The sequence below is a fragment of the Actinomycetes bacterium genome, from assembly GCA_024222295.1.
In the GTDB taxonomy this organism is placed as follows: Bacteria; Actinomycetota; Acidimicrobiia; order Acidimicrobiales; family Microtrichaceae; genus JAAEPF01.
The window spans coordinates 397,950-422,348 of record JAAEPF010000017.1 but is presented as its reverse complement, the minus strand read 5'-3'; the positions used below and the strand labels follow the sequence as shown (position 1 = coordinate 422,348).

At 67.5% G+C, this 24,399-nt stretch carries 23 protein-coding genes; 6 read left to right on the top strand and 17 right to left on the bottom strand.

Annotation, left to right across the window (positions count from 1 at the left end; genetic code table 11):
* Positions 1-37 precede the first annotated feature (37 nt).
* Positions 38-826, bottom strand: coding sequence for an SDR family oxidoreductase (locus GY812_04755; GenBank protein MCP4434798.1), 789 nt, complete (start codon positions 824-826; stop codon positions 38-40).
* A gap of 53 nt (positions 827-879) precedes the next feature.
* On the opposite strand from GY812_04755, the gene GY812_04750 reads away from it, so the two are divergent.
* Positions 880-2,526 carry an alkaline phosphatase gene (locus GY812_04750; GenBank protein MCP4434797.1) on the top strand — a complete coding sequence of 549 codons (1,647 nt, stop codon included), beginning with the start codon at positions 880-882 and terminating at the stop codon, positions 2,524-2,526.
* On the opposite strand, the gene GY812_04745 is transcribed toward GY812_04750, so the two are convergent.
* A complete protein-coding gene (locus GY812_04745) occupies positions 2,527-2,814 on the bottom strand; it encodes a hypothetical protein (GenBank protein ID MCP4434796.1) in 288 nt (95 codons plus the stop codon).
* 73 nt (positions 2,815-2,887) lie between these two features.
* Between GY812_04745 and GY812_04740 the strand changes: the two genes are divergently transcribed.
* The 3 genes from GY812_04740 to GY812_04730 are packed head-to-tail and all read left to right on the top strand — an operon-like array spanning position 2,888 to position 6,173.
* On the top strand, positions 2,888-4,531 hold the full coding sequence (locus GY812_04740; protein ID MCP4434795.1) for an acyl-CoA synthetase: 1,644 nt from the start codon (positions 2,888-2,890) through the stop codon (positions 4,529-4,531).
* A complete protein-coding gene (locus GY812_04735; GenBank protein MCP4434794.1) occupies positions 4,531-5,364 on the top strand; it encodes an SDR family NAD(P)-dependent oxidoreductase in 834 nt (277 codons plus the stop codon). The genes GY812_04740 and GY812_04735 overlap by 1 nt, the downstream gene beginning before the upstream one ends.
* A 41-nt stretch (positions 5,365-5,405) precedes the next feature.
* A complete protein-coding gene (locus GY812_04730; protein MCP4434793.1) occupies positions 5,406-6,173 on the top strand; it encodes a class II aldolase/adducin family protein in 768 nt (255 codons plus the stop codon).
* A 10-nt stretch (positions 6,174-6,183) separates the two neighbouring features.
* Here GY812_04730 and GY812_04725 read toward each other — a convergent pair whose 3' ends face one another.
* The 11 genes from GY812_04725 to GY812_04675 form a co-directional block, all read right to left on the bottom strand.
* Positions 6,184-7,134, bottom strand: a complete 951-nt coding sequence (locus tag GY812_04725; protein MCP4434792.1) for a threonine/serine dehydratase — start codon at positions 7,132-7,134, stop codon at positions 6,184-6,186.
* Between the two features lie 49 nt (positions 7,135-7,183).
* Positions 7,184-8,386 (bottom strand): cytochrome P450, encoded by a 1,203-nt coding sequence (locus GY812_04720; GenBank protein ID MCP4434791.1) that lies wholly within the window; start codon positions 8,384-8,386, stop codon positions 7,184-7,186.
* A complete protein-coding gene (locus GY812_04715; GenBank protein ID MCP4434790.1) occupies positions 8,383-8,904 on the bottom strand; it encodes an SRPBCC family protein in 522 nt (173 codons plus the stop codon). The genes GY812_04720 and GY812_04715 overlap by 4 nt, the downstream gene beginning before the upstream one ends.
* A 122-nt stretch (positions 8,905-9,026) precedes the next feature.
* Positions 9,027-9,533 (bottom strand): hypothetical protein, encoded by a 507-nt coding sequence (locus GY812_04710; protein ID MCP4434789.1) that lies wholly within the window; start codon positions 9,531-9,533, stop codon positions 9,027-9,029.
* Positions 9,534-9,742: 209 nt separating this feature from the next.
* The gene (zwf, locus tag GY812_04705) at positions 9,743-11,167 is read right to left on the bottom strand and encodes a glucose-6-phosphate dehydrogenase (GenBank protein ID MCP4434788.1); all 1,425 of its coding nucleotides are present in this window, start codon (positions 11,165-11,167) and stop codon (positions 9,743-9,745) included.
* Positions 11,168-11,190: 23 nt separating this feature from the next.
* Positions 11,191-11,859 (bottom strand): 6-phosphogluconolactonase, encoded by a 669-nt coding sequence (gene pgl / locus GY812_04700; protein ID MCP4434787.1) that lies wholly within the window; start codon positions 11,857-11,859, stop codon positions 11,191-11,193.
* A 60-nt stretch (positions 11,860-11,919) separates the two neighbouring features.
* Positions 11,920-12,957, bottom strand: a complete 1,038-nt coding sequence (gene gnd / locus GY812_04695; GenBank protein MCP4434786.1) for a decarboxylating 6-phosphogluconate dehydrogenase — start codon at positions 12,955-12,957, stop codon at positions 11,920-11,922.
* 45 nt (positions 12,958-13,002) lie between these two features.
* Positions 13,003-14,652 (bottom strand): glucose-6-phosphate isomerase, encoded by a 1,650-nt coding sequence (gene pgi / locus GY812_04690; GenBank protein MCP4434785.1) that lies wholly within the window; start codon positions 14,650-14,652, stop codon positions 13,003-13,005.
* A gap of 1 nt (position 14,653) precedes the next feature.
* Complete coding sequence (gene tal, locus GY812_04685; protein ID MCP4434784.1) at positions 14,654-15,730, bottom strand: transaldolase; 1,077 nt, start codon at positions 15,728-15,730, stop codon at positions 14,654-14,656.
* A gap of 35 nt (positions 15,731-15,765) precedes the next feature.
* Entirely contained in the window at positions 15,766-16,524 is a 759-nt protein-coding gene (locus GY812_04680; GenBank protein ID MCP4434783.1) for an ROK family protein, read from the bottom strand.
* Between the two features lie 85 nt (positions 16,525-16,609).
* The gene (locus tag GY812_04675) at positions 16,610-17,422 is read right to left on the bottom strand and encodes an HAD family phosphatase (GenBank protein MCP4434782.1); all 813 of its coding nucleotides are present in this window, start codon (positions 17,420-17,422) and stop codon (positions 16,610-16,612) included.
* A gap of 121 nt (positions 17,423-17,543) precedes the next feature.
* On the opposite strand from GY812_04675, the gene GY812_04670 reads away from it, so the two are divergent.
* Both GY812_04670 and GY812_04665 read left to right on the top strand, forming a co-directional pair.
* Positions 17,544-18,824: an NAD(P)/FAD-dependent oxidoreductase gene (locus tag GY812_04670; GenBank protein ID MCP4434781.1), complete on the top strand. Its 1,281-nt coding sequence runs from the start codon at positions 17,544-17,546 to the stop codon at positions 18,822-18,824.
* Positions 18,825-18,838: 14 nt separating this feature from the next.
* On the top strand, positions 18,839-20,653 hold the full coding sequence (locus GY812_04665; protein MCP4434780.1) for a glycoside hydrolase family 15 protein: 1,815 nt from the start codon (positions 18,839-18,841) through the stop codon (positions 20,651-20,653).
* Here the strand turns inward: GY812_04665 and GY812_04660 are convergent.
* The 4 genes from GY812_04660 to GY812_04645 are packed head-to-tail and all read right to left on the bottom strand — an operon-like array spanning position 20,650 to position 24,286.
* Positions 20,650-21,501, bottom strand: coding sequence for an SDR family oxidoreductase (locus GY812_04660; protein ID MCP4434779.1), 852 nt, complete (start codon positions 21,499-21,501; stop codon positions 20,650-20,652). The genes GY812_04665 and GY812_04660 overlap by 4 nt on opposite strands.
* A 43-nt stretch (positions 21,502-21,544) precedes the next feature.
* Positions 21,545-22,600 (bottom strand): galactose mutarotase, encoded by a 1,056-nt coding sequence (locus tag GY812_04655; protein ID MCP4434778.1) that lies wholly within the window; start codon positions 22,598-22,600, stop codon positions 21,545-21,547.
* Positions 22,597-23,454 (bottom strand): DUF4239 domain-containing protein, encoded by an 858-nt coding sequence (locus tag GY812_04650; GenBank protein MCP4434777.1) that lies wholly within the window; start codon positions 23,452-23,454, stop codon positions 22,597-22,599. The genes GY812_04655 and GY812_04650 overlap by 4 nt, the downstream gene beginning before the upstream one ends.
* Positions 23,455-23,458: 4 nt before the next feature.
* Positions 23,459-24,286 carry a glucose 1-dehydrogenase gene (locus GY812_04645; GenBank protein ID MCP4434776.1) on the bottom strand — a complete coding sequence of 276 codons (828 nt, stop codon included), beginning with the start codon at positions 24,284-24,286 and terminating at the stop codon, positions 23,459-23,461.
* Positions 24,287-24,399: the final 113 nt, after the last annotated feature.

Genomic DNA, 24,399 nt, shown 5'->3' with positions numbered 1-24,399 from the left:
AGCACGAGCAGACACCGGCACACCGCCCCGGTTGGCGTCAGACACAGGCCGATCCACCGTCGACCGGAATGACCGCCCCGGTCACGAACGCACCGGCGCGCGAGGCAAGGAAGATCGCGGCGCCTGCGATGTCGTCGGCGCGACCAACCCGCTGCATCGGCAGCGACCCTGCAATCTGCTCACCGAACGCCTCGAGGGTGCCCGCCATCATCTTGGAGGGGAACGGCCCGGGAGCCAGGGCGTTGACCGTGATCTCCGGGCCCAGGTGGCCGGCGAGGTGTCGCGACATCTGGTGCACCGCCGCCTTCGATGCCGTGTATGCGTATGTCTCCATCGGAGGTGGCTTGAGGCCGTTGGTCGACCCCACGTTGATGATCCGTGCCGGATCCTCGGCAGTGCCCGCGGCCTCGAGCAACGGCAGCAGGAACCTGGTCACATGGAACACGCCGGCCAGGTTGAGGTCGAGCACCCGCGACCACGATGCGGTGTCCTGCTCCGCGAGCGGTGCACCCCAGGTGGCGCCAGCGTTGTTGACGAGCACATCCAGGCCGTCATGGCGCTCGGCCACCCAGCTTGCGAAGTCCCTGCAACCGCCCTCGGTGGACAGGTTGGAAGTGGTGCCCGAGCAGGTCCCCACAGAGGACAGCTCCGCAACAGTCGCCTCCACCGCGTCAGCCTTTCGCGAGGTCACGATCACCTCTGCGCCGGCGCCCACGAACCCGCCGGCGATCATCCGCCCGATCCCGCTCGTGGCGCCGGTCACCACCACGGTACGACCCTCCACATCAAAGAGGTCACCGGGCGCGCTGGGAGTGTCATCAGTCATGGCGCCGGACCGTAGCCCAGACCGGTGGCGCGGCCGGGTGCGATGATTGCCCGGTGGATCCCACGACGAGACGCCGCTTCCTGACCGCCCTGGGGATCAGCGGGGGTGGGGCCGCCCTGGCGGCCTGCACCGGCGATGACCGCGCTGGATCCGGTGGGTCGACGACGGCATCGACCACGACAGCGTCGACCCCGGCCGCGGGCCGAGCCGTGAAGGCACCCGAGGTGCCGCCCGACCCGGGGCTCGGCGGTGACCCGTTCACCCTGGGAGTCGCGTCCGGTGACCCGCTGCCCGGTGCAGTCATGCTGTGGACGCGGCTGGCTCCCCGACCCGAGGCCGGCGACGGCGGCGTGCCCGCAGTCGATGCCGAGGTGTCGTGGGAAGTGGCGACCGACGACTCGTTCAGCGAGCTCGCGGCCGCCGGGATCGCCGCCGCGCCGGTCGATTCCGCACATGCGGTGCGAGTTGATGCCGAAGGCCTCGAGCCGGCGACCTGGTACCACTACCGGTTCCGCATCGGAGACTGGGCAAGCCCGGTCGGCCGCACCCGGACAGCCCCGGCGCCAGGAACCGGCGGCGCCGTGGAGTTCGGATTCGCGTCGTGCCAGAGCTTCCAGAGCGGCTACTACAACGCCTGGCGCGATGTGGCCGAGACCGACCTCGACCTGGTGGTGTTCCTCGGCGACTACATATACGAGAACGGATCGCAGGCAGTCGACCCCTCAGACGGCGTCGTTCGGCCGCTGGGGGCAGGCAACGACCAGCCAGAGTGCACGACCCTGGCCGACTACAGGAGGCGTTATGCGATCTACCGCGGCGACGAGCACCTCCGCACAGCACATGCAGCCTGCCCGTGGCTCGTCGTGTGGGATGACCATGAGGTCGACAACAACTACGCCGGACTCAACTCCGAGAAGGAAGGTGTGGGCAGCGACGAGTTCACCGAGCGCCGCACCGCCGCGTACCGGGCCTGGTGGGAGAGCATGCCGGTGCGGCTACCGCCGCCGGTCGGTCCGGACCTGCCGATCGAGCGGCGCATCGACTGGGGGTCGCTTGCGTCGTTCTTCCTGATCGACTCCCGGCAGTTCCGCGACGACCAGGTGTGCGGTGACGCCACGCTGGACCTCTCCCCCGCTTGCGACGAACTCCAAAACCCGGACCGGACCTTTCTCGGCGCGGAGCAGCAGGCCCGCCTCGAATCCGGGCTGGCCGGGTCGACGGCCACATGGAACGTGATCGGGAACCAGACCGTCATGGCACCGCTGGTCGTGGGCGACGCCGTGCTGAACTACGACCAGTGGGACGGCTATCCGGCGTCACGGGAGAGCTTGCTCAACGCCATCGACGCGGCCGGACTCACCAACACAGTCGTGATCACGGGCGACATCCACGTGGCGGGCGTCGGCGACCTCCAGGTTGAGTCCGACGCCGGCACGCGCACGGTGGCGACGGAACTCGTAGGCACCTCGATCTCGTCGCTCGCACCGATTCCCGAGGACGTCTCCGGACTGGTCACCGGATTGCTTCCGTGGATCAAGTACTTCGATGCGAGGCGCGGCTGGACGCGGTGCTCGGTGAACGACAGCGAGTGGCTGGCGGAGTTCCGCGCCATCGATGACAACCTCGTCGAGGGCGCCCCGGTGACGACGGGCGCGACCTTCAGGCTGACCCCCGACCAGCCGGGCGCGGTGCAAGCCTGATCAGGAAGCCGACGGACCGCCGTCGGGGTCGGTCTCTTCGTCTGCACCCTCGTCGTCGACAAGGACGAGATCGGGCCGGGTGGAGCGGGAGGCGACCTTCATGACGACGAGGATCACGATCCCGACGATCCCGGCCAGGAGAACCATCTTCAGCAAGCGGCGGCTGCGAGTGGCCGCCACCTCGACCTGCTCGGCCACGCGGAGCGCCGTCTGGGCATGGTCGAGCGACCGCTGGATCTGCTCGATGCCTTCCTCTGCCTGGACGATCCGCTCATGCATGTTGCTCATCTGCACCTCCTGCGTTGCGCCCCGACGCTACTCCGCTGAACCCGCGCAGCGAGTCGCGCGTATGGTTTCGGCCATGACTTCGCCAAGCACATGGAACCTCGCTGACATCTTCGAATCTGTCGTGGACGCCGTCGGTGACCGCAAGGCCATCGTGGTCCCCAATGCGCCGGGAGGTCGGCTCGAGTACACGCTCGACGACCTCGAGGCCCGGGCCAACCGGCTGGCCCACGCGCTCGCCGCCCGGGGTGTCGAACCCGGCGACAAGGTCGCCATCTACGGCTACAACGGCAACCAGTGGCCCGAGGCCATGTGGGCCGCGTGGAAGCTCCGCGCCGTGCCCGTCAACGTGAACTACCGCTACGTGGAGGGAGAGCTTCAGTACCTGCTCGACAACTCCGACTCGGTGGCTGCGGTGCACGGGGCCGAGTTCGCTCCCCGCCTCGCCAACATCCGCGGCGATCTGCCCCAGCTGAAGGCCTGCCTCGCGTACGACGACGGCTCGGGAGCCGACATCTCGGCCTGCGATGCCGAGGACTATGAGGAAGTCCTCGCGGCCTCGTCACCAGAGCGTGACTTCGGGCCCCGCAGCAACGACGACCTCTATGTGCTCTACACCGGGGGCACAACCGGCATGCCCAAGGGCGTGATGTGGACCCACGAGGACTTCTTCAAGGCCACCATCGGCCCGATCGTGGCAGCCCTCGCCGAACCGTTCACCGACCCGGCCCAGGTGGCCGAACGGGCCGCCGAGAACGACCCCGGTGTCGGCTTCCCGGTGGCACCACTGATGCATGGTGCGGCTCAGTGGACCGCCACGGGCAACTCGCTCGCCGGCACGCTCATGGTGATGAGCACGGCCCGCAAGATGGACCCGGCCGAGGTGTGGAGGATCGCCGCGGACGAAAAGGCGATGGTCATGAACCTCGTGGGCGACGCCCAGGCTCGTCCCCTCATCGAGGAGCTCGCCAAGGACCCCGATCGCTACGACCTCTCGGCGCTGTTCCTCGTCAGCTCGGGCGGGGCAATCCTCTCTCCGGCGGTCAAGCAGCGCTACGCCGAGGTGCTCCCCAACGTGATCATCTACGACGCACTCGGCGCGTCCGAGACCGGCTTCCAGGGCACCCATGCCGGCGCCGACGAGCAGGGCCGACCCAAGTTCGTGTTCGGTGATCACACGATCGTGATCGACGACGCAGGCAACCCCACCACTCCGGGCGACGGAGTCGTCGGCCGACTCGCGCGCCGCGGCCACATCCCACTCGGTTACTACAAGGACGACAAGAAGACCGCGGAGACCTTCCCCACCATCAACGGCGAGCGCTGGGTGATCCCCGGGGACATGGCCGTGACGGAGGAGGACGGGACGATCACGCTGCTCGGCCGTGGCTCCGTGTCGATCAACTCCGGCGGCGAGAAGATCTACCCCGAAGAGGTGGAACTGGTCATCAAGGGCCACCCCGATGTATTCGACGCCGTCGTGGTCGGGGTTCCCGATGAGCGATGGGGTGAACGGGTCGCCGCCGTCGTCGTGCCCCGCGAGGGCTCCAGCCCGACCGCCGAGGCCCTGGCCGACTTCGCGAAGGAGCAGATCGCCGCCTACAAGACCCCAAAGGAGATCTGCCTGGTCGACGAGATGGTGCGCTCGCCCTCCGGCAAGGCTGACTACCGCTGGGCCAAGGCGACGGCGCTCGAGGCGCACGAGGACGAGGCGAGCTGATGCGTGGCTATGGGGGGAGGGTCGCCGCCATCACCGGCGCGGCCAGCGGAATCGGCGCTGCGCTTGCACTTGACCTGGCGAAACGGGGTTGCCACGTGGCACTGAGCGACGTCGACGCGGACGGCCTCGAACGCACCGCTGCCACTGCACAGCGCAGCGGTGTCGAGGTCTCGAGCCAGCAGCTGGATGTCTCTGACCGGGCGGCCGTGCACGACTGGGCCGACAAGGTCCGCGCCGAGCACGGCAAGATCAACATGATATTCAACAACGCCGGCGTGGCATTGGGCGCTCCGGTCGAGGGGATGCACTACGACGACCTCGACTGGCTGATGGGCGTCAACTTCAGCGGGGTGGTGCACGGGACCAAGGCATTCCTGCCGCACCTCAGGGACTCGGGCGAAGGTCATGTGGTCAACATCTCGAGTGTGTTCGGCTTCATCGGCATTCCGTCGCAGTCGGCGTACAACGCGGCGAAGTTCGCTGTCCGCGGCTTCACCGAAGCGCTCCGGGTCGAGCTCGACATGGCCGACCAGGGGGTGTCGGCCACGACCGTGCACCCGGGCGGCATCAAGACCAACATCGCCCGCAACGCGCGGATGTCACCGAGCCTCTCCGCCATCGGAATCGATCCCGAAGAGGCCGGACAGGACTTCGAGAAGGCGTTCATGACGAGCCCTGCAAGGGCCGCGCGTGTCATTCTCACCGGGGTCGAAAAGGACAGGCGCCGCGTACTCATCGGACCCGATGCACGGCTCTTCGCTCTGCTCGGAAAGCTGCCGCCCGGGCTCTACCAGCCCCTTCTTGCCCGCGGAGGCCAACGCGCACGCCGGTAGTCCGTGCACTGTCCGGTCAGCGCCTGGCCTAGCGTTGGCCCATGACCGAACCACGCACACCACACATCCCGGTGCTCGACCGCAGTGTGTCCGAGGAGCGCACCCATCGAAAGCAGCGCCTTGCAGCGGCGTTCCGGATATTCGGTCGCCTCGGATTCGACGAGGGAGTCGCCGGGCACATCACCGCCCGCGACCCCGAACAAGCGGATTGTTTCTGGGTGAACCCGTTCGGGATGAGCTTCAAGCAGATCCGCGCGGCGGACCTGCTGCTGGTCAACCATGCCGGCGAAGTGCTGGAGGGGACCTGGCCTGTCAACGCCGCCGCCTTCGCCATCCACGCGGCGGTGCACGCGGCGCGACCGGACGTGGTTGCCGCGGCGCACTCCCACTCGCTGCACGGCAAGGCGTTCTCCACCCTTCACCGGCCGCTGCTCCCGCTCACCCAGGACTCGTGCATCTTCTTCAACGACCATGCTGTCGACACCGAATACGGCGGAGTTGCCAACGATGCTGCGGAGGGCAAGCGGATCGCGTCCGCCCTTGGCGACAACAAGGCGGCGATCCTGGCCAACCACGGCTTGATCACGGTCGGCCAGAGCGTGGATGAGGCCACCTTCTGGTTCACCACCATGGAACGGACATGCCAGGCCCAACTGCTCGCCGAAGCTGCCGGTAACCCAGTGCCGATCCCACACGACGTGGCCCAGTCGGTCTACGAGAACGTCGGCACGCACCTGGCCGGGTGGTTCAGTGCGCAACCGCTGTTCGACTGGATCATCGCGGAGCAGCCCGACTGCCTCGAGGTCTAGCAGTCCGGGTTCAGCCACACAGCGCAGCGAACTGCGCGGCGCCGATGTTGCCACCCGACGCCATGAGCGCCACGGACTGACCGCGATAGCGGCCGGTCATCGCAGCTGCGAGCGTGATGGCACCGGATGGCTCCACGACCTGCTTGGTCCGCTCGAAGAGGAACCGCATGGCCATGAGCGTGTCGGCATCCTCGACCGTCACGATCTCGTCGACCAGCTCCGCAACTATCGGAAACGTCAGCCGCCCCGGCTTCGGGATGGCGAGGCCGTCGGCCACGGTCTGTGGGTCCGGGACCTCGATCGGCTCGCCGGCCTCAAGCGAGCGCTCGGTGTCGTTGGCGGTCGCTGGTTCCACACCCACGATGTGCACGCCGGGCAAGGTCGCCCGCAGGGCGGTGGCGGAACCCGCCATCAGCCCGCCACCGCTGACGGGAACGACCACCACATCGAAGCCGGCCTGACCCGAGAGCTCCAGGGCTGCGGTCCCGGCACCCGCCATGACGATGTGGTCGTCGTAGGGCTCCATGATCGTGGAGCCGTGTTCCCTGGAATGCCGGATGGCGAGCGCATCGCGGTCCGGGGTCGAGCGGTCGAAGGTCACCACGCCGGCGCCGTAGGCCTCGGTGGCTCGCCGCTTGAGCTCGGGCGCGTCCTGTGGCATGAACACGGTCGCCTCGACACCGAGACTGCGTGCGGCGAGCGCCACCGCTGCGCCATGATTGCCCGACGAGACAGCCACCACTCCGGCGCCACGCTGTTCGTCGGTGAGTGACAGCATCTTGTTGTAGGCACCGCGGGCCTTGAACGACCCGGAGCGCTGGAGGTGCTCGCACTTCAGGTGTACCTGAGCGCCCGTGGCCTCATCCACGGACCCGCTCTGCATGACGGGTGTGACGTGCACCCAGGGCTGGATGCGATCCGCGGCCGCGTTGATGTCGTCGATCGTCAGTGCTTGCGTCATTGCGCGATTCTCCCCGACCGGCGGCTGCGAGTTCGACGAAACGCCGGGATCAGGCGCGCCCCAGCTCCATGCTTGCCGAGCGCAGGCCATATACGAACGCGTTGGGCATCTCCTCGACCGAGCCGTCAACGACCGCCAGCTCATCGACACGCGACAGCAGCTCCTCGAAGAAGATGCGTATCTCGAGGCGGGCAAGCGATGACCCCAGGCAGAAGTGGGTGCCGAACCCGAACGCCAGGTGGTGGTTGGGGTCGCGGGTCACGTCGAACGTCTCGGGCCGCTCGAAGTGTGCCGGATCGCGGTTGGCTGCGGGGTACATGAGCACGAGCTGCTCGCCTGCCAGCACCCGCTCGCCGGCCACCTCGAAGTCATCGACCGCTGTGCGACACATGTTGTGGATCGGAGTGACCCAGCGGATGAACTCCTCGGTGGCGACTTCGAGGTCGGCACCGCCCTTGAGAAGCTCCCACTGCTCGGGTCGTGCGGCAAGCTCGAGCATCGTGCGGGCGATGACCGTACGCGTGGTCTCGGCCCCGCCGTCGAGCAGCAGCAGGCAGTCCGAGATCACTTCGTCGACACCGAAGTCGTGGCCCGGCACCTCGGCGGTGGTCCAGGCCGACATCACGTCCTCAGCCGGGCAGCCCTTCTTCTCCTCGTAGAGATCAGCGGACGCGGCAGCGAACTCCATCGCCGCGGCGATGCCGTCCTCGTTGAAGTAGCCGGGGCCGCCACCAAGGGCGATGGTGCGCTCCGACCAGTCCTGCAGCTTCGGGGTCATCTCCTCGGGGAACCCCAGCAGCATGCCGATCATCTCGGCGGGCAGCGGCGCCGCAAGTTCTCCCACTACCTCGACAGGGCCATCGTGGCCCATGGCGGCGTCGAAGAGAGCCTTGACCACACCCCGGATGTGGTCCTCGAAGCTCATCACCGCCCGTGGCGTGAAGCGGCGCGACACGAGCTTGCGGCGGGCCGAGTGGTGTGGGTCGTCGAGGCCAATGATGGCCGGGTCTGCGGGGATGTTGGGCCGGTACCCACCCTTGTCCTGGCCACCGTTGATGAACTGCGCCTTCGCCTTTTCGATCTCGACCACGTCGTCGTAGCGCGAGATGCCCCACAGCTCGTTCGCCGCGTCCCAGTATGCGGGCGCGTTGTCGCGCATCCAGGCGTACGTGGGATAGGGGTCATTCACATAGAAGTCACCTTCGAGAAGGTCGATCTGCCGCTCGTGGGCGGGCTTGGCTGCAGCGGTCACTTCCCTGCGGCCCCGTCGTTCGCCAGAACGGGATCGGAGTCCACGTACTTGCGGAATCGCTTCAGCATGTAGGCGAGCCCCGCGGCGGTGGAAGGTTTGGTGAACCGGTGGAGCTTGGCCGAGGGGCCGTCGGGGATGATCCCCATCGTCCACTCCACGAGGCTGCGGCCGTCACCCAGGTCGTGGACCCGGTAGTCCTCCGCGAAGGCCTTCACCATCGCCTTGTTGACCTCGTTGAAGCGGAAGGCCATGCGGCGAGGCGGGTCCCACACTATGAACTCCTCGTATCCGACGAGATCGCCCATCATCGACACGGTGCGTGTGGCACCCTCATCCAGCGGGAAGGGCGACGTCCACTCCACGTCGGTGATCGGAAGCGCCCACTTGGTCCATGACTCGGCGTCCTGGAATATCTCGAAGACCCGCTCCGGCGTCGCCTGGACGATCTCGTGTACCGACGAGCAATGCTGCTTGTCCTCGAAGAACTCCGGGCCGACCTTTTCACACTGGATCCTCATGACGCGGACGGTAGTTGAGGGCCAGCCGCGACGCAGGATCACCAGGCTCAGGAGACCGGAAACGCGCCCAGGAAGAAGAATGCGCCAGTGGGATCGACATGCGCACCTGCTGTGGCGGGTACTCAGCCGTTCGGACCACCGGCGCGGGCATCCTGCACGGCCTGCAGGGCATCGCGAAGTTGCTCGATCCAGTCGGCCTCGTGCTCGGCCACCAGGTCCACACACCATGCGAGAGCCTCGCTGCGGCTGCGGGCGACTCCGGCCTCCACGAGCGTGTCCAGCACATGGCGCTGGTCGAATCCGAGCCGAGTCATCGCCGGCACACCGGCAGTGGTGAAGTCCGCCTCGGTGTCGCCGCAACGCGCGCGCCAGCTCACCTTGCGCTCGAAGCGCTCCTCGGCGCGCAAGGCAACAGCGACGCGGTCGTCACGGGTGTTTTCGCGGAATGCCTCTATGCGTGCCGCCTCGGCCACGCCGGCTGGGGCCTCGCCGTCGACTTCGGGGGTCGCGAGCGTGCCGGTGACCTGTATCTCGTCGCGGTCGAAGCGGACTTGCGGCGCCTCGCTGAACCACTCATCCGGCACGCTGCCGGCGAACCAGGCGGCCAGTTCGGAATTGGTGGTGGGCACCGGCTCGTGGGCGCCCTTGCGGCTGCGCCCCGGCCCACGACGTCGCTGCCCAACGGGACCGGAACGGCCGGCCGCCCTCATCTGTGTGTTCATTCTCATATCGTGCCTGCTTTCGGCATTTCGGTCTTACTTGTAATCAAGATTACAAGTAAGACCCGCCGCGTCAAGCCGGGCGGCACCGTGCACCGACGTGCTCCGCCGGGCGGGGCTCAGAGTTGTGGCAGGTGCCAGTGATGAGGCGCCATCAGCTCCGCGATGCCATCCGGGCCCCAGGTGCCCTGCGCGTAGGGACGCGACTTCGGGGGGTCGGCGAGCACCGGGGCGCTCACCTCCCAGAGGCGCTCGATCCCCGCGGCCCGGTTGAACAGCATGTGCTCATCGAGCATCGCGTCGTGAAGGAGACGCTCGTAGGCCTCGAGCTCGCAACGGGGATCGAAGTTCTGCTTGTAGTCGTAGTCCATGTGCGCGTTTCCGAGCGACATCGTGGCGCCGGGCTCCTTCGTAGTGAAGTTGACCCTTATGGAGCCGGGCTCCCCGATCTCGAACACCAGCTCGTTGCCGTGGGTATCCCCGTCGCTGAACATGCCCATCGGCGGATGCTTCAGCTTCACGGTGATCACTCGCTTGCCCACCGGCATCCGCTTGCCGGTGCGGAGGTAGATCGGCACACCCTCCCAGCGCTTGTTGTCGATGTGTGCCTCCACCGCGACGAGGGTCTCGGTGTCTGATCCTTCCGCCACGCCATCGGCATCGAGGTAGCCGTCGTACTGGCCACGCACGACACGGCCGGGATCGAGCGGCATAAGCGCGTCGAACACCTTCTGCTTCTCGACGTGCAGCGCCTCAGCTGTGAACGCGGTGGGCGGTTCCATCGCGACGAAGCCGAGTGCCTGGAACAGGTGAGTGACCACCATGTCGCGAAACGCACCTGTGGCGTCGTAGAACTTCGCCCGGTTCTCCACGCCGAGGGTCTCGGGCACATCGATCTGGATGTTGCGTACGTGCTGGTTGCACCACACCGGCTCGAAGAGCCTGTTCGAGAAGCGCACCGCCAGAATGTTCTGCACGTCTTCCTTGCCCAGGAAGTGGTCGATGCGGAAGATCTGGTCCTCGGAGAACACCGAGTGCAGCAGGGCGTCGAGTTCCCTTGCCGATTCGAGGTCGGTGCCGAACGGCTTTTCGAGGATCACCTTCGATTCGTCGCCCGCCAGGCCGGCGGACCCGAGCCCGGTCACGATGCCCGACATCGCGAGCGGGGGTATCGACAGGTAGTGCAGCACCCGTGCCCCGGAACCGAGTTCACCCTTCGCCCCGTTTACCGCGGTCGACAACCCGCCCATGTCCTCTGCCGAGGACGACACGTAGCTCAGCCGCTGCACGAAGCGGTCCCACGAATCACCGTCCGGCTTGCTCCGCCCGTACTTGAGCACCGCATCGTGCGCGTGGGAACGGAAGTCCTCGTCGGGCATCGAGCGCCGCGATGTGCCCACGATCCGGAAGTCCTCCGGCATGAGGCCCACCTGGCTGAGGTGGTAGAAGCCAGGCAGCAGCTTGCGCGCCGCAAGGTCACCGGCCGCTCCGAACAACACGATCACGTGATTGGCCGGAGTTGGTTCTGTCGTATCGGGACTCATCGGAATCCGCCTCTCTGGTGGTCTCAGGTGGCTGGAGCTGCTGCACGGTCGGCCATGATCAAGGACTCCCCCGCCTCGACACGCCCCGCCGGGATGGACGTGTCGCCCGACAGCAGGGCACGCAGCGGGTCGACCTTCGTGTCCCCCGTGACCAGCCAGAGCAGCCTCTCGGCACGGGCAAGCCCGGGGTATGTGAGGGTCATGCGTCGCCGCCCCTGGTACTCACCCGCCGTGGGTGCGACCAGACGGTCCGTCACGTCCAGCACCGCGTCGCCGGGCACGAGCGAGGCCGTGTGACCGTCGGGCCCCAGACCGAGGTGCACCAGATCGAATCGATCCGGCAGCTCCGCTGCGTAGCTCGCGGCCGCGGCATCGGGGTCGGGAGCTTCGACGGGCATGGCCACGACTGCGGCCGGCGCTCCCGCGAGCGCCTCGTGGAGGTGGGCGAGGTTGCGGTCGGGATCATCGGCCGGAGCCATGCGCTCGTCAACCTGGTAGATCACCGACTGCTCCCATGGCATGTCCCGCTCTGCGAGAACCGCGAACATCGCCCAAGGCGTGTGGCCGCCGCTGACTGCGAAATGGAAACTGCCGTGATCGGCCACCGCCCGGGCTGCCCGGGCGACCACGTGCTCTGCGGCCGCGGTCGCCACGGCGGTCGCGTCGTCGTGCACATCGAGGCTGTGTCTCATGAGCACCGTTTCGTGGCGCGCTGCTTCACTGCCCCTGGGGTCACTGCCCGCCGCACCGGCTCAGCTCCCCTTGTCGGGCTTCTCGGCGTGGCCGCCGAACTGCCCGCGCATGGCGGAGAGCACCTTGCCGGTGAACGTACCGAGATCCCGCGACTCGAACCGCTCGTTGAGCGCAGCGGAGATCACACTGGCGGGCACGCCCTCCTCGATGCCGGCGATGACGGTCCAGCGTCCCTCCCCGGAATCGGACACCCGCCCTGCGTAGTCGGAGAGCTCAGGCGACTCCGCCAGCGCCGCGGCAGTCAGATCGACCAGCCAGGAACCGATGACCGAGCCCCGGCGCCACACCTCGGCCACCTCACCCACGTCGACCTCGTACTGGTAGAACTCCGGATCGCGCAGCGGCGTGGTCTCGGCGTCGACCTCCTGGGTGTGCAGTCCGGCATCCGCGTGCTTGATGATGCTCAGGCCCTCGGCGATCGCGGCCATCATCCCGTACTCCACGCCGTTGTGGACCATCTTCACGAAATGGCCTGCTCCGTTGGGCCCGCAGTGCAGATAGCCCTTCTGGGCGGTGCCGCCCTCCTTGCGCCCGGGTGTCGGATCCGCGTCGCCCTCACCCGGCGCTATCGTCGCCCAGATCGAGTCGAGGCGCTCCACAGCGGTGTCCTCACCGCCGATCATCAGGCAGTAGCCGCGCTCGAGACCCCACACCCCACCTGATGTGCCGCAGTCCACATAGTGGATACCCTTCGGCTTCAGCTGGGCCGCCCGGGCCAGGTCGTCGCGGTAGTAGGAGTTGCCACCGTCGATCACCACATCGTCGGCGTCGAGAAGCTGTGCCAGCTTGTCCACGGTTCCCTGCACGTAGCCGGCAGGCACCATGATCCACATCGCCCGCGGCACTTCCAGCGCTGCGACGAAGTCCTCGAGCGTGGTGGCGCCGACCGCACCCTCCTTCTCGAGTTCGGCGACGGCGTCCGCGTTGACGTCGTAGACCACGCAGCGGTGGCCGTCGCGCATCAGGCGGCGAACGAGGTTGGCGCCCATCCGGCCGAGGCCGATCATTCCGAGCTGCTGGGGGTTGTCGGTTGTCATTGGGGGTTCTCCGTGTGGGGTCGCATGTCTGGCTGGGATATCTGGCTACTTGAGCGAGCGGTACTTGCGGATGAGGGCATTTGTCGACGAGTCGTGGTCGAGATCGGGTTCGTCGGCCGAGATCAACTCGGGAGCGATCTGGTTGGCGAGCGCCTTGCCGAGCTCCACTCCCCACTGGTCGAAGGAGTCGATGCCCCACACGGTGCCCTGGGTGAACACGGAATGCTCGTAGAGGGCAACGAGGGTGCCGAGCCGGTACGGCGTCAGGACCTCCGCCAGGATCACGTTGGTCGGCCGGTTGCCCTCCATCACGCGGTGCGGCACGACGCTCTCGGGCGTTCCCTCGGCGCGCACCTCCTCGGGCGTCTTGCCGAAGGCGAGGGCCTGGGCCTGTGCGAACACGTTCGAACTGAGCAGGTCGTGGTGCTCGCCGAGTGGGTTGAGGGTCTTGCCGAACCCGATCAGGTCGACCGGGATCATGGTCGTGCCCTGGTGGATGAGCTGGTAGAAGCTGTGCTGGCCGTTGGTACCTGGCTCACCCCAGTACACGGCCCCGGTGTCGGCCTCCACGTGCTCGCCGGCGAGGGTCACGTGCTTGCCGTTGGACTCCATCGTGAGCTGCTGCAGGTAGGCCGGGAACCGCTTCAGGTACTGGTCATATGGCATCACGCCGACCGTCTGGGAGCCGAAGAAGTTGCGGTACCAGACAGCCAGCATTCCCATGAGCACCGGCAGGTTCGACTCGAACGGCTCGGTGCGGAAGTGCTCGTCCATCGCGTGGAAGCCGGCCAGCAACTCCGCGAAGGCGTCGGGGCCGATGGCGACCATGGTGGACAGCCCGATGGCGGAGTCCATCGAGTAGCGGCCACCCACCCAGTCCCAGAAACCGAACATGTTGTCGGTGTCGATGCCGAACTCCGAGACGCGCTCGGCGCTGGTGGACACAGCCACGAAGTGCTTCGCGACCACGCCGGAGTCGGGTGTGTCACCCCCGCCGAGCGCGTCGAGAACCCAGGCCCGCGCCGAGTGGGCGTTGGTCATCGTCTCGAGGGTCGAGAAGGTCTTGGAGGCGATGATGAACAGCGTCTCGGACGGATCCAGGTCGTGGGTCGCCTCCGCGAAGTCCGTGGAGTCGACATTGGAGACGAAGCGGACCGTGAGGTCGCGCTGGCTGTAGTGGCGCAGCGCCTCATAGGCCATCACGGGGCCGAGGTCCGAACCGCCGATGCCGACATTGACCACGTTGCGGATGGGCCTTCCGGTATGCCCCTTCCACTCACCCGACCGGACACTCGTGGCGAACGCGCCCATGCGGTCGAGCACTTCGTGCACTTCGGCGACCACGTCCGTGCCATCCACGGTCAGCTCGGCGTCGCGTGGCAGGCGCAGTGCCGTGTGCAGCACCGAGCGGTCCTCACTCACGTTGATGCGCTCACCGCGGAACATGGCGTCGATGTGGCCCCGCAGCCCGGACTGCTCGGCGAGTGCGACCAGGTGCGTCATCGTGTCCGCGGTCACCCTGTTCTTCGAGTAGTCGAGGTAGAGGCCGACCGCTTCGGCAACCATCGTCTCGCCGCGGGTGGGGTCCTCCGCGAACAGTTCCCTCAGGTGCCGCTGGGACAACGACTGGTGCTCGGAGGCCAGTGCACCCCAGGCCGGCCGGTCCGTGAGCCTCGCAGGCTGGTCGGCAGCCATCTCAGGCAACTGCCTTGCTCTGCTCTTCGATGCGGCCCATGAGGTCATGCCACGAATCGACGAATGCCTTGGCCCCGTCGCTCTGGAGTTGCGCTGCCAACGCCAGTACGTCGACGCCCGCCGCCTCGAACGCGGCGAGCTCATCGTCGCAGCCGCCTCCGCCGGGGTCCATGGGACCTTCGAGGCTGCCGTGGTCATGGAAAGCCTCGAGAGTCACGTCCGGCATCGTGTTGACGGTGTTGGGTGCTGCGAGGCCGGTCACGTACAGCGTGTCGGAGGCATCGGGGTCCTTGGTGCTGGTCGACGCCCACAGGAGCCGCTGGGGGCGGGCGCCTTCGCCCTCGAGGCGCTGCCAGCGATCAGAAGAGAGCACCTCGTGGTATGTGCGGTAGGTGAGGCCACCGACTGCCAGCGCGAGGCGGTCCTTCAGCTCGGCGGGCACCTTGTCGGCCACCGCCTTGTCCCAACGCGACATGAACACCGACGCCACGCTTGCAACGAACGGTGACTCGCCGGCCTCGATTCGGCGCTCGATGCCGGCCATGTAGGCCTCCGCCGCGGCACGGTACTGCGCGGCGTCGAACAGCAGCGTCACGTTGACCGGAACCCCGGCGGCGATCGTGTCGGTGATCGCCGGCAGCCCTTCGGGTGTGCCGGGAATCTTGATGAAGAGGTTGTCGCGCTGGGCGCGGGCATGCAGGTCCCGCGCGGCCGCGACGGTGGACGCCGTGTCGTATGCGAGCTCCGGTGACACCTCGAGCGACACGAAGCCGTCCACACCGTCGGTGGCGGAGTGCACGGGAGCGAACGCGTCGGCGGCCCGTCGCAGGTCTTCGATCGCCAACTCGAAGAACAGGTCCTCGCCCTCGACGCCGGCCGCTGACTTCTCGCGGATCGCGTCGTCGTACCACCCGCCCCCGATCGCCTTGTCGAAGATCGACGGGTTCGAAGTGAGGCCCGTGACCGAGTACTCGTCGATGTAGCGCTGGATCACGCCGTCGTCGAGCAGCTTGCGCGTGATGTTGTCCAGCCAGAGGCTCTGGCCCATCTCGTGGAGCTCTGCTGTGGGAGCTGGCATCGGTTGTCTCCTGTTGGGGTTGTGCAGCCAGCCGGTCAGCTGGTGGCAGTCGAAGGGATGCGGCTGGCCGCAATGGCCGCACCGACTATCCCCGCCTGGTTGAGGGACTGGGCCGGGACGATCTCGGTCTCGCCAGAGGTCTTCTCGAGCATGTGGTCGCTGTAGCGGTCGAACTTCTTGGACACGCCGCCGCCCACGATGATCAGCTCTGGTGACAGCAGCTTCTCGAGCAGTGCCATGTAGCGACCCACCCGGTGACCCCACCGCTTCCATGACAGGTCCTCGCGGTCACGCACCGAGCTCGCCGCGTACTGCTCGGCGTCCATGCCCTTCAGCTCGATGTGGCCCAGCTCGGTGTTGGGCACCAGCACACCGTCGGTGAACACGGCGGTGCCGATCCCGGTGCCAAGTGTGACGACGACCACCACGCCGTTGCGCCCCGAACCCGCTCCGAAGCGCATTTCGGCGATCCCGGCCGCGTCGGCGTCGTTCAGCACCGTGCAACTGGTTGACAGGGCTTCGGAGAACAGCGAGACGGCGTCGGTGCCGATCCACTCCGGGTCGATGTTGGCGGCGCTTCGGACCACGCCCCCGCGGACGACCGCTGGCACGGTGAGCCCGATCACGTCTGCGCCACCGAGGACATCGAGCAACCGCACCACGGTCTGTGCGACTGCATCGGGGGTCGCCGGGTGCGGCGTGTCGATCCGCTGCCGCTCCGACGCGAGCTCACCGTTGAGGAGGTCGACCAGTGCCGCCTTGCAGCCGGTGCCACCGATGTCCACCCCGACCATCCGACGGCCATCTGGCGGCGGATGCCATGCCGGAGGCCCGTCAGTCAGCGGACTCTTGGTGGGCGGATCAATCACCTGAACCAGCCTAGGAAGCCCCGAGGATGAAACGGTCGATCGCATGGGCGACGCCGTCGTCATCGTTGGACAGGGTCACATGGCGCGCTGCACGCTGGACATCGCGGCCGGCGTTGCCCATGGCGATTCCCAGTCCGCCCCTGGCGAACATCAGCACGTCGTTGGGCATGTCGCCGATCGTCGCGAACGACTCCGGAGCGATGTCATAGCGGTCGGCCAGGTATTGCAGGGCACCCCCCTTGTTGGCATCCGGATGGGTGACGTCGAGGTAGTACGGCTGCGACCGAGCCGCCGACACCTCCGAGCCGAACTTCTCGCGGGCGGCCGCTTCGGCCCGGGCAACGGCATCGTGGTCCTCTCCGACACCCACGACCTTGGCCACCGAGTCGATCCCGCTGAACGACGCGACCTGTGTGGGTTGGAACTGCACCGTCGAGGCCTCGACGTCGACGTGGTACCCGTCCGAGTCGAGTACGAACCAGTCGGCGCCGGAGTACACCCACGCATCGAGCCCGAAGGAGTCGATGAGCTCGATGATGCCCGGCACGAAGGCGTCCTCGATCACGCGTGTCTCGATCGGCTCCAGCTGTGGGGTCACGAACTCGCCGCCGTTGAACGCAGCCATCGGCGTGACCAGGGCAAGGGGTTCGACGAGCATCTCCATGCCCTTGGGGGGCCTGCCACTCGTGACGGCAAAGTGGATTCCCGCGTCGCGGAGTCGACCGATCGCGGCCACGGTGGCGTCGCTCAACGACTTGTCGCTGCGCACGAGCGTGCCGTCGACGTCGGACAGCAGGAAACGGATCTCGGGGTCGGCACCCATCGGGCTCCTCTGGGGGTGAAGGCGCTCCAGTCTGGGGGTGAAGGCGCTCCAGTCGTCCAACGTAGCCACCAAACCCGCAGAAGCGCGCTCGGATCGCCCGTGCCGCCGGTAGCTTGGCTGCATGGCAAGCGAGCCCCCCACCACTGCGCGGCCCAAGGTGCTCATCCTCGGAGCCGGTTTCGCCGGCCTCGGCGCAGCCCGGAAGCTACACAAGGCACCGGTTGACGTGGTGCTGGTGGACCGGCACGACTACCACACCTTCCAGCCACTGCTCTACCAGGTGGCAACCGACGTCCTCGACCCCGAGACGGTCGGCCACCCCGTGCGCGAGTACGTCGACCACCAGCCCAACCTGCGGTTCGTCACGGCCTCGGTCGAGACCATCGACACCAGCTCCAGAATCGTCACCTTCAGCGACTGGGAAGACCAGGCATACGACCTGCTCGTGGTCGGGCTCGGCGCCCAGGCGAACTTCTTCGGCACCGAGGGAGCCGCCGAACACGCATTCCCCCTCTACACGCTCAGCGACTCGCTACGACTCAAGAACCATGTGCTGAACCTGTTCGAGCAAGCCGTGAAGATGGATCCGACCCAGGCGGCGTCGCACCTCGACATGGTGATCGTGGGTGGCGGGCCGACCGGGGTGGAGACCGCAGGAGCGATGGCGGACCTGCTGTACACGACGTTCGCCCGCGACGCCCCCCGGTTCCCGATCGGCAACGCGAAGATCACGCTCGTGGAGCACGGCGACCGCCTGCTCAAGATGTTCGACGAGGGCATGAGCGCCTACACAAGGGATGCCCTCGAGGAGCGCGGGGTGACGATCCGGCTCGGCGAGGCGGTCAAGTCGATCGGCACCGATGCAGTCACCCTCGGCTCCGGCGAGGTGATCCCTGCCAACACCACCGTGTGGGGTGCGGGCCTCAAGGCCAGCCCACTCTCATCACAGCTGACCGACGACCTGCAGCACGGCCGGGTGCCCGTGGGACCGCTGCTCAACCTCGCCGACCACCCGGAGGTGTTCGTGGCGGGCGACCTCGCGTGGATCACCGATGCCAAGACCGGCGAGGTTCTGCCCCAGCTTGGCTCCGTGGCATTGCAGGCCGGCGAGCACATCGGCAAGACCATCGACCGCCAGTTGCGCAAGCACAAGGACCCCGAGCCGTTTCACTACATCGACAAGGGCACCATGGCCACCATCGGCCGCGGCGCCGCAGTGGCGGTGGTGCCTCCTGACATGCATCTCACGGGCAAGCCTGCCTTCCTCGCGTGGGGCGCGGTGCACCTCGCGCTCCTCAACGGTGCCGACAGCAAGTCCTCGGCACTCACCAACTGGTTCTGGACCTGGATGCGCCACGACCGCCCGTCGCGGGTGTTGATACACCCCGACGAAGAAGACTGAGCCACAGGAGCGCCATGGCCGCAAGGATCGAGGACTACGCCCTCATCGGCGACACCCGCACGGTGGCGCTCGTGTGCAAGGAAGGGTCGATCGACTGGTTCTGCGCGCCGAGGATCGACTCCCCGGCAGCCTTCGCCGCGCTGTTGGGAGAGGCCAGGCACGGACGCTGGTACATCGCAGCGGCTGACGACGCCGTGGTGACCCGTCGCTACCTGGGTGACAGCCTCGTGCTGGAGACACTGCACGAGACGCCGACCGGCAGGTTCAGCGTGATCGACTTCATGCCTCCCGAACACGAACGGCCGTCCATCCACCGCATCGTGGAGTGCCTCGAGGGAACGGTGAAGGTCCAGATGGAGCTCATCGTGCGCTTCGACTACGGCTCCATCGTGCCGTGGGTGGAGTCGACAGGCGACGGCCTGCGCATGGTGGCCGGACCGGACGCCCTGCGCTTCCACTCCCCGGTGCCACTGGAAGGCCGCGGTCCCACCACGATCGCCGAGTTCGAACTGTCGGAGGGCAGTCGCCGCAGCTTCTCTCTCACCTGGTACGACTCGGCGGGCCAGGAGCCCTACCCACTCGACAGCCTCGGTGCGCTGGAGGGGGCGAAGGCGTGGTGGCACGACTGGGTGTCGCGGTGCACATACGAAGGCGGATGGCGCGACGAGGTCGTGCGCTCGCTCATTACGCTCAAGGCCCTCACCTACGCACCGAGCGGCGCCGTGTGCGCCGCCGCCACGACCTCGCTGCCAGAGGAGATCGGCGGGGTTCGCAACTGGGACTACCGATACTCCTGGCTACGCGACGCAACCCTCACCCTGCAGGCCTTCCTGGTCTCCGGCTATCACACCGAGGCGTCCGCGTGGGCCCAGTGGCTGCGCCGTGCGGTGGCCGGAAGCCCGGGGGACTTCCAGATCATGTACGGCGTACGCGGCAGGCGGCGCCTGACCGAGCTGGAGCTCGACTGGCTTCCGGGATACGAGGGGTCGGCTCCCGTGCGGATCGGCAACGAGGCCTCCACCCAGTTCCAGCTGGACGTGTTCGGCGAGGTGATGGACGCCGCCCTCATGGGGAGCATGGGTGGACTCTCACCCGGCGACTCCAGCGCAGCTGACGTCGGACTCGCCCTGCTCGCCGCACTGGAGAAGGTCTGGGACGACCCCGACGACGGCATCTGGGAGGTGCGCGGGCCGCGGCGGCACTTCACCCACTCGAAGGTCATGGCGTGGGTGGCGTTCGACCGTGCGGTGAAGCTGCACGACAAGGGTGGCCTGCGCGGCGGCGACGTGCTGCGCTGGAAGGAACTGCGCGACACGGTTCACCAGCAGGTGTGCGAGAAGGGCTGGAACGACGACGTCGGCGCCTTCACCCAGTACTACGGGTCCACCACCCTCGACGCGAGCCTGTTGATGATGGCCATCGTGGGGTTCCTGCCGGCGGATGACCCGCGCATCGTCTCCACGGTGGAGGCCATCCAGCGAGACCTGATGGTCGAGGGTTTCGTGAAGCGGTACCAGACCGGTGCTGACAATGCGGACGGGCTGCCGGGGGCCGAAGGCGCGTTCCTTCTCACCACCTTCTGGCTCGCCGACAACCTCGCCCTCATGGGCCGCACCGACGAGGCGACCGAGGTGTTCGAGCGCCTGCGCGGGCTGCGCAACGACGTGGGGCTGCTGTCAGAGGAGTACGACCCGACCGAGGGCCGGATGCTCGGCAACTTCCCCCAGGCCTTCTCACACATCGGCCTCATCCACACCGCGGCGAACCTCTCCCCCGAGGGCGCATCCCCGTGTGAGGACCGCTCCGCGGGTAGCGGCCAGGGCGACTAGCCAGAGTGACTGGGCGAGTCGCTCTGGTCAGAAGTCGCCTTGCCGTGACCCCGGAATTCATCCATGGACACGTTGACCCCGAGAAGGTCCATGAACGCGTCGAAGGCCCTCGCGGGCAGCAGCCGGAACACGCCCAGGGCGTAGAGGATCGGGGGGATGTGGAGCCGGGCGCGGTCACGTTCGATGGCCCGCACCATCTTCGCCACCACCTTTTCCTCGGGCAGGATGGGCAACAGCAGGGGGAACCGGGAGCGCACTCCGTCGAACATGCCGGTGTCGATGTAGTACGGACACACGACAGTGGTTCGGATCCCCGGGGCCCGGTGGGACAGTTCGACACGTAGCGACTCGTCGAAGCCCACGGCCGCGTGCTTCGACGATGCGTAGTCGGTCAGCTGCGACACCCCGATCAGCCCGGACGCTGAAGCAACGGTGACCACGTGGCCTCGGTTGCGCCGGATCATCGCCGGCAGGAATGCCTTGGTGGTCCAGAAGTTGGACAGCGTGTTGACCCGGAACGTGCGCTCGATCTCGGCGCTGGAGAGGTCTTCGATCGACTTGCCGCTGACGATGCCGGCGTTGTTCACCAGTACGTCCACCGATCCGACCTGGGCCAGCACCTGGTCTGCGGCTGCGGTGACGGCTGCGGACTCGCCGACGTCGACAACCGATGTGAGCGGGTCGACCCCGATCGTGGCCAACTCTGCGGCAACCCGCTCGAGAGCCTCCGCAGATATGTCCCACAGGACGGGCCTGCCGCCGCGCCGCGCCACCTCGTGGGCGAGCAGGCGGCCGATGCCGGCGCCGGCACCCGTGATGAGGACGTTCGAACCCGACAGGCGCGTCATGCCCGAAGCCTGCCCGCGCTCCCCGCTCGACGCAAGGAGTGACCTACAGGTCCGGAGCCGGGCCGGTGCCGAAGGTGAACTCCGTGACCGCCCGGTACTCCTCGTCGGGATCGAGGCGGACCGAGCCGAGTTGGGGCCGGTTGGGCGAGTCGGGGAACGCCTGGGTTTCCAGCGACACCGCCCCGTGGACGGAAAACGGCGGGCCCAGGTTGTTTCCGGTGTAGAGCTGGACGCCGCGCTGGTCGGTGTCGACCTTCATCCAGCGCCCGCTCCCGGGAGCCTCCAACACCGCTGTGGGGCGCAGCTCACAGGTCTCACCCCTCACGGCGAAGCAGTGGTCGAATCCACCTCCGGACTGGTCCGCTCCGAGCTCCTGCATCACAGGTCCGAGCGTGGTCGGGCTGCGGAGGTCGAAGGGAGTGCCCTCGACGGGCACCAGGCCCCCGGTGGGAATCCCCTGGTCGTCGACGGGCAGGACCTCGTCTGCTGCCAGGGTCACCACGTGGTCGTGGCAGGTGCCACCACCGGCGAGGTTCCAGTACCCGTGGTTGGTCATGGCCACCACGGTGGGGGCATCGGTCGTGGCGGCATACTCGATGCGCAACAGCGGTCCGTCGAGCGTGAAGGTGGCGGTGGCGGTCACCCGGCCGGGGAACCCCATGTCACCGTCGGGACTCGCGAACCCGAAAGTGGCCGTGCCGCCATCGTCGCCACCGGTGGCGTCGAGTACCTCCCAGGCGTGGCGGTCCCATCCGTACCTGCCCCCGTGCAGCGTATTGGGACCGTTGTTGGCATCCAGCTTCCACGCGGTGCCGTCGAGCTCGAAGGCGGCATCCGCGATCCGGTTCGCATACCGGCCGATGCTGGATCCCAGGTGAGGGTTGAGCGCGGGATCGGCATACGAGTCGACATCGCCGAAGCCCAGGTGCACGGCGTGAGAGGTGCGTTTGCTGCCGCGCATCTCGACCGATGCGATGGCGGCGCCGAGACCGAGGAGTCGCACGCTCAACTCGTTGCTGTTCAGCGACACCCACTTCACATCGGCTCCCTCATCACGGGAGCCGGCGGGGAGCCGACCGGCGTCGGTCACGCGGATCAACGCGGGACCTCCGCGCAAGTGCCGAACTGGCCGTTCTCGAGCGAGCTGTGCGCTGCCCTGAGCGGGCGGGGCACTACGCGCATCGAGCCCCTGAACGGGTCACTGATGGCCACGACCAGCGCGAGGTCGAGGGCGACCGTCACCACGAGGCCCCCCACAATGGCCGCCACCCAGCTGTCGAGGTTGACCGCGAGCGAGACCGCACCCAGGCAGACCACCACGCCAGACACGAACGACAGCAGGAACAACGGCGCCGGCAGGCCGTGACCAGCGAGATTGAGCCGGTCGCGCCGGCCGGTGGCAACTTCGGTGGCCGCCGAGGCCAGCTCGGCCGACACTGCCTCGGAAACCTCCGGCTGGCACGCCAGGTCACGCACCTCGCGCTGAAGGTCCATGAGTTTGTCGACCGTCGGAGGATGGCCGCGGTGGTCGTGCGCGAGGGTCGACCACTCGTGGCGCAACACCGAGTCGAGGTAGGCGAGCTGGCGACCGCGGATGGTCTCGCCCTGGAATCCCCGGGCCCCCGATGCGAGCGCAAGCCTCACGCTCGCATCGGCTTCGGCGCCGATGATGTGCTCAGCGTCGCGGCTGCGGTTCCACTGGTTGGTGATCACGAAGGCTGTGAGCAACGCGAAGAGGGTGCCGATAGCCGGCATGAGGCGCCCGGCCACGATCGCCAGATCCTCCTGCTCCTCGGTGGTCGTGAGTGTCCGCAACAGGATGCCCACCGCCACCGACCAGCCGATGAACCAGATCAGGAACCCGGCAAACACCGGCGCCGACCCGGCGCCGGCCATCGCATCGAGGCGCCGTTCGAAGGCTCGCCAGAGCCACCAGGTCTCGCGCGTGTGCACCTCGCTACAACCCAGGGCTCGACTGGATCAGGCCGCCGTCGGCCATCACGGTCATCGCCGTCAGATACGTGGAGCGCGGGCCGGCGAGGTACGCGACCACGTCACCGATCTCCGACGGGTCCGCCAAGCGTCCGAGCGGGATCGCAGCGTCGAGCTCGGCGAGCTTGTCGGGGTCGGCCATGGTCTCGGCGTTGATCGGAGTGGCCACCGCACCCGGCCCGACCCCGACCACGTTGATGCCGTGCTGCGCCAGCTCGACTCCGGCGGTGCGGGTGAGCATGCGCATCCCGCCCTTGGACAGGCAGTACGCCGTGTTGCCCGTCATGGGCCAGTCCTCGTGCACCGAGGACACGTTGATGACCCGCCCGCCGTTGCCCTGGGCGATCATCTGTTTCGCAGCCACCTGGGTGCCGAAGAAGGCACTCTTGAGATTGACCTCCATCACCTTGTCGTAGGCGTCCTCGGTGGTGTCGAGCACGGAGGTCCGCGTCTCGATGCCTGCGTTGTTGACCCATATATCGAGCCTGCCGAAAGACTCGACCGCTGCATCGGCAAGCTTCTGCAGGTCGCCCACCTTCGACACGTCCGCCTGGAGGTCCACTGCCCTGTCCCCCAGTGCGGCCACGTCACGCTCCACCTGGTCGGCCGCGTCGGGATGCGAGTGGTAATCGATCACCACGTTGGCACCCTCGGCAGCCAAGGCGAGCACTGCCGCCTTGCCGATGCCCGAGCTGCCGCCCGTGACAACCGCTACCTTGCCGGCGAGCGGCTGGTTGCGGTCGACATCGGGCAATGGGTCGGTCTTGCTGGAGCTCTGGTGTGGATCTGCCATCGGCGCTGCCTCCGGGGTCGTCACTCGTGCCCCGCACCGTACAGAGTCCGCCGCCCACAGCGACGGCTCGGTCCGACCGATTGGGCAAGGGCGCCGTTAGGCTTTGCCGCGAC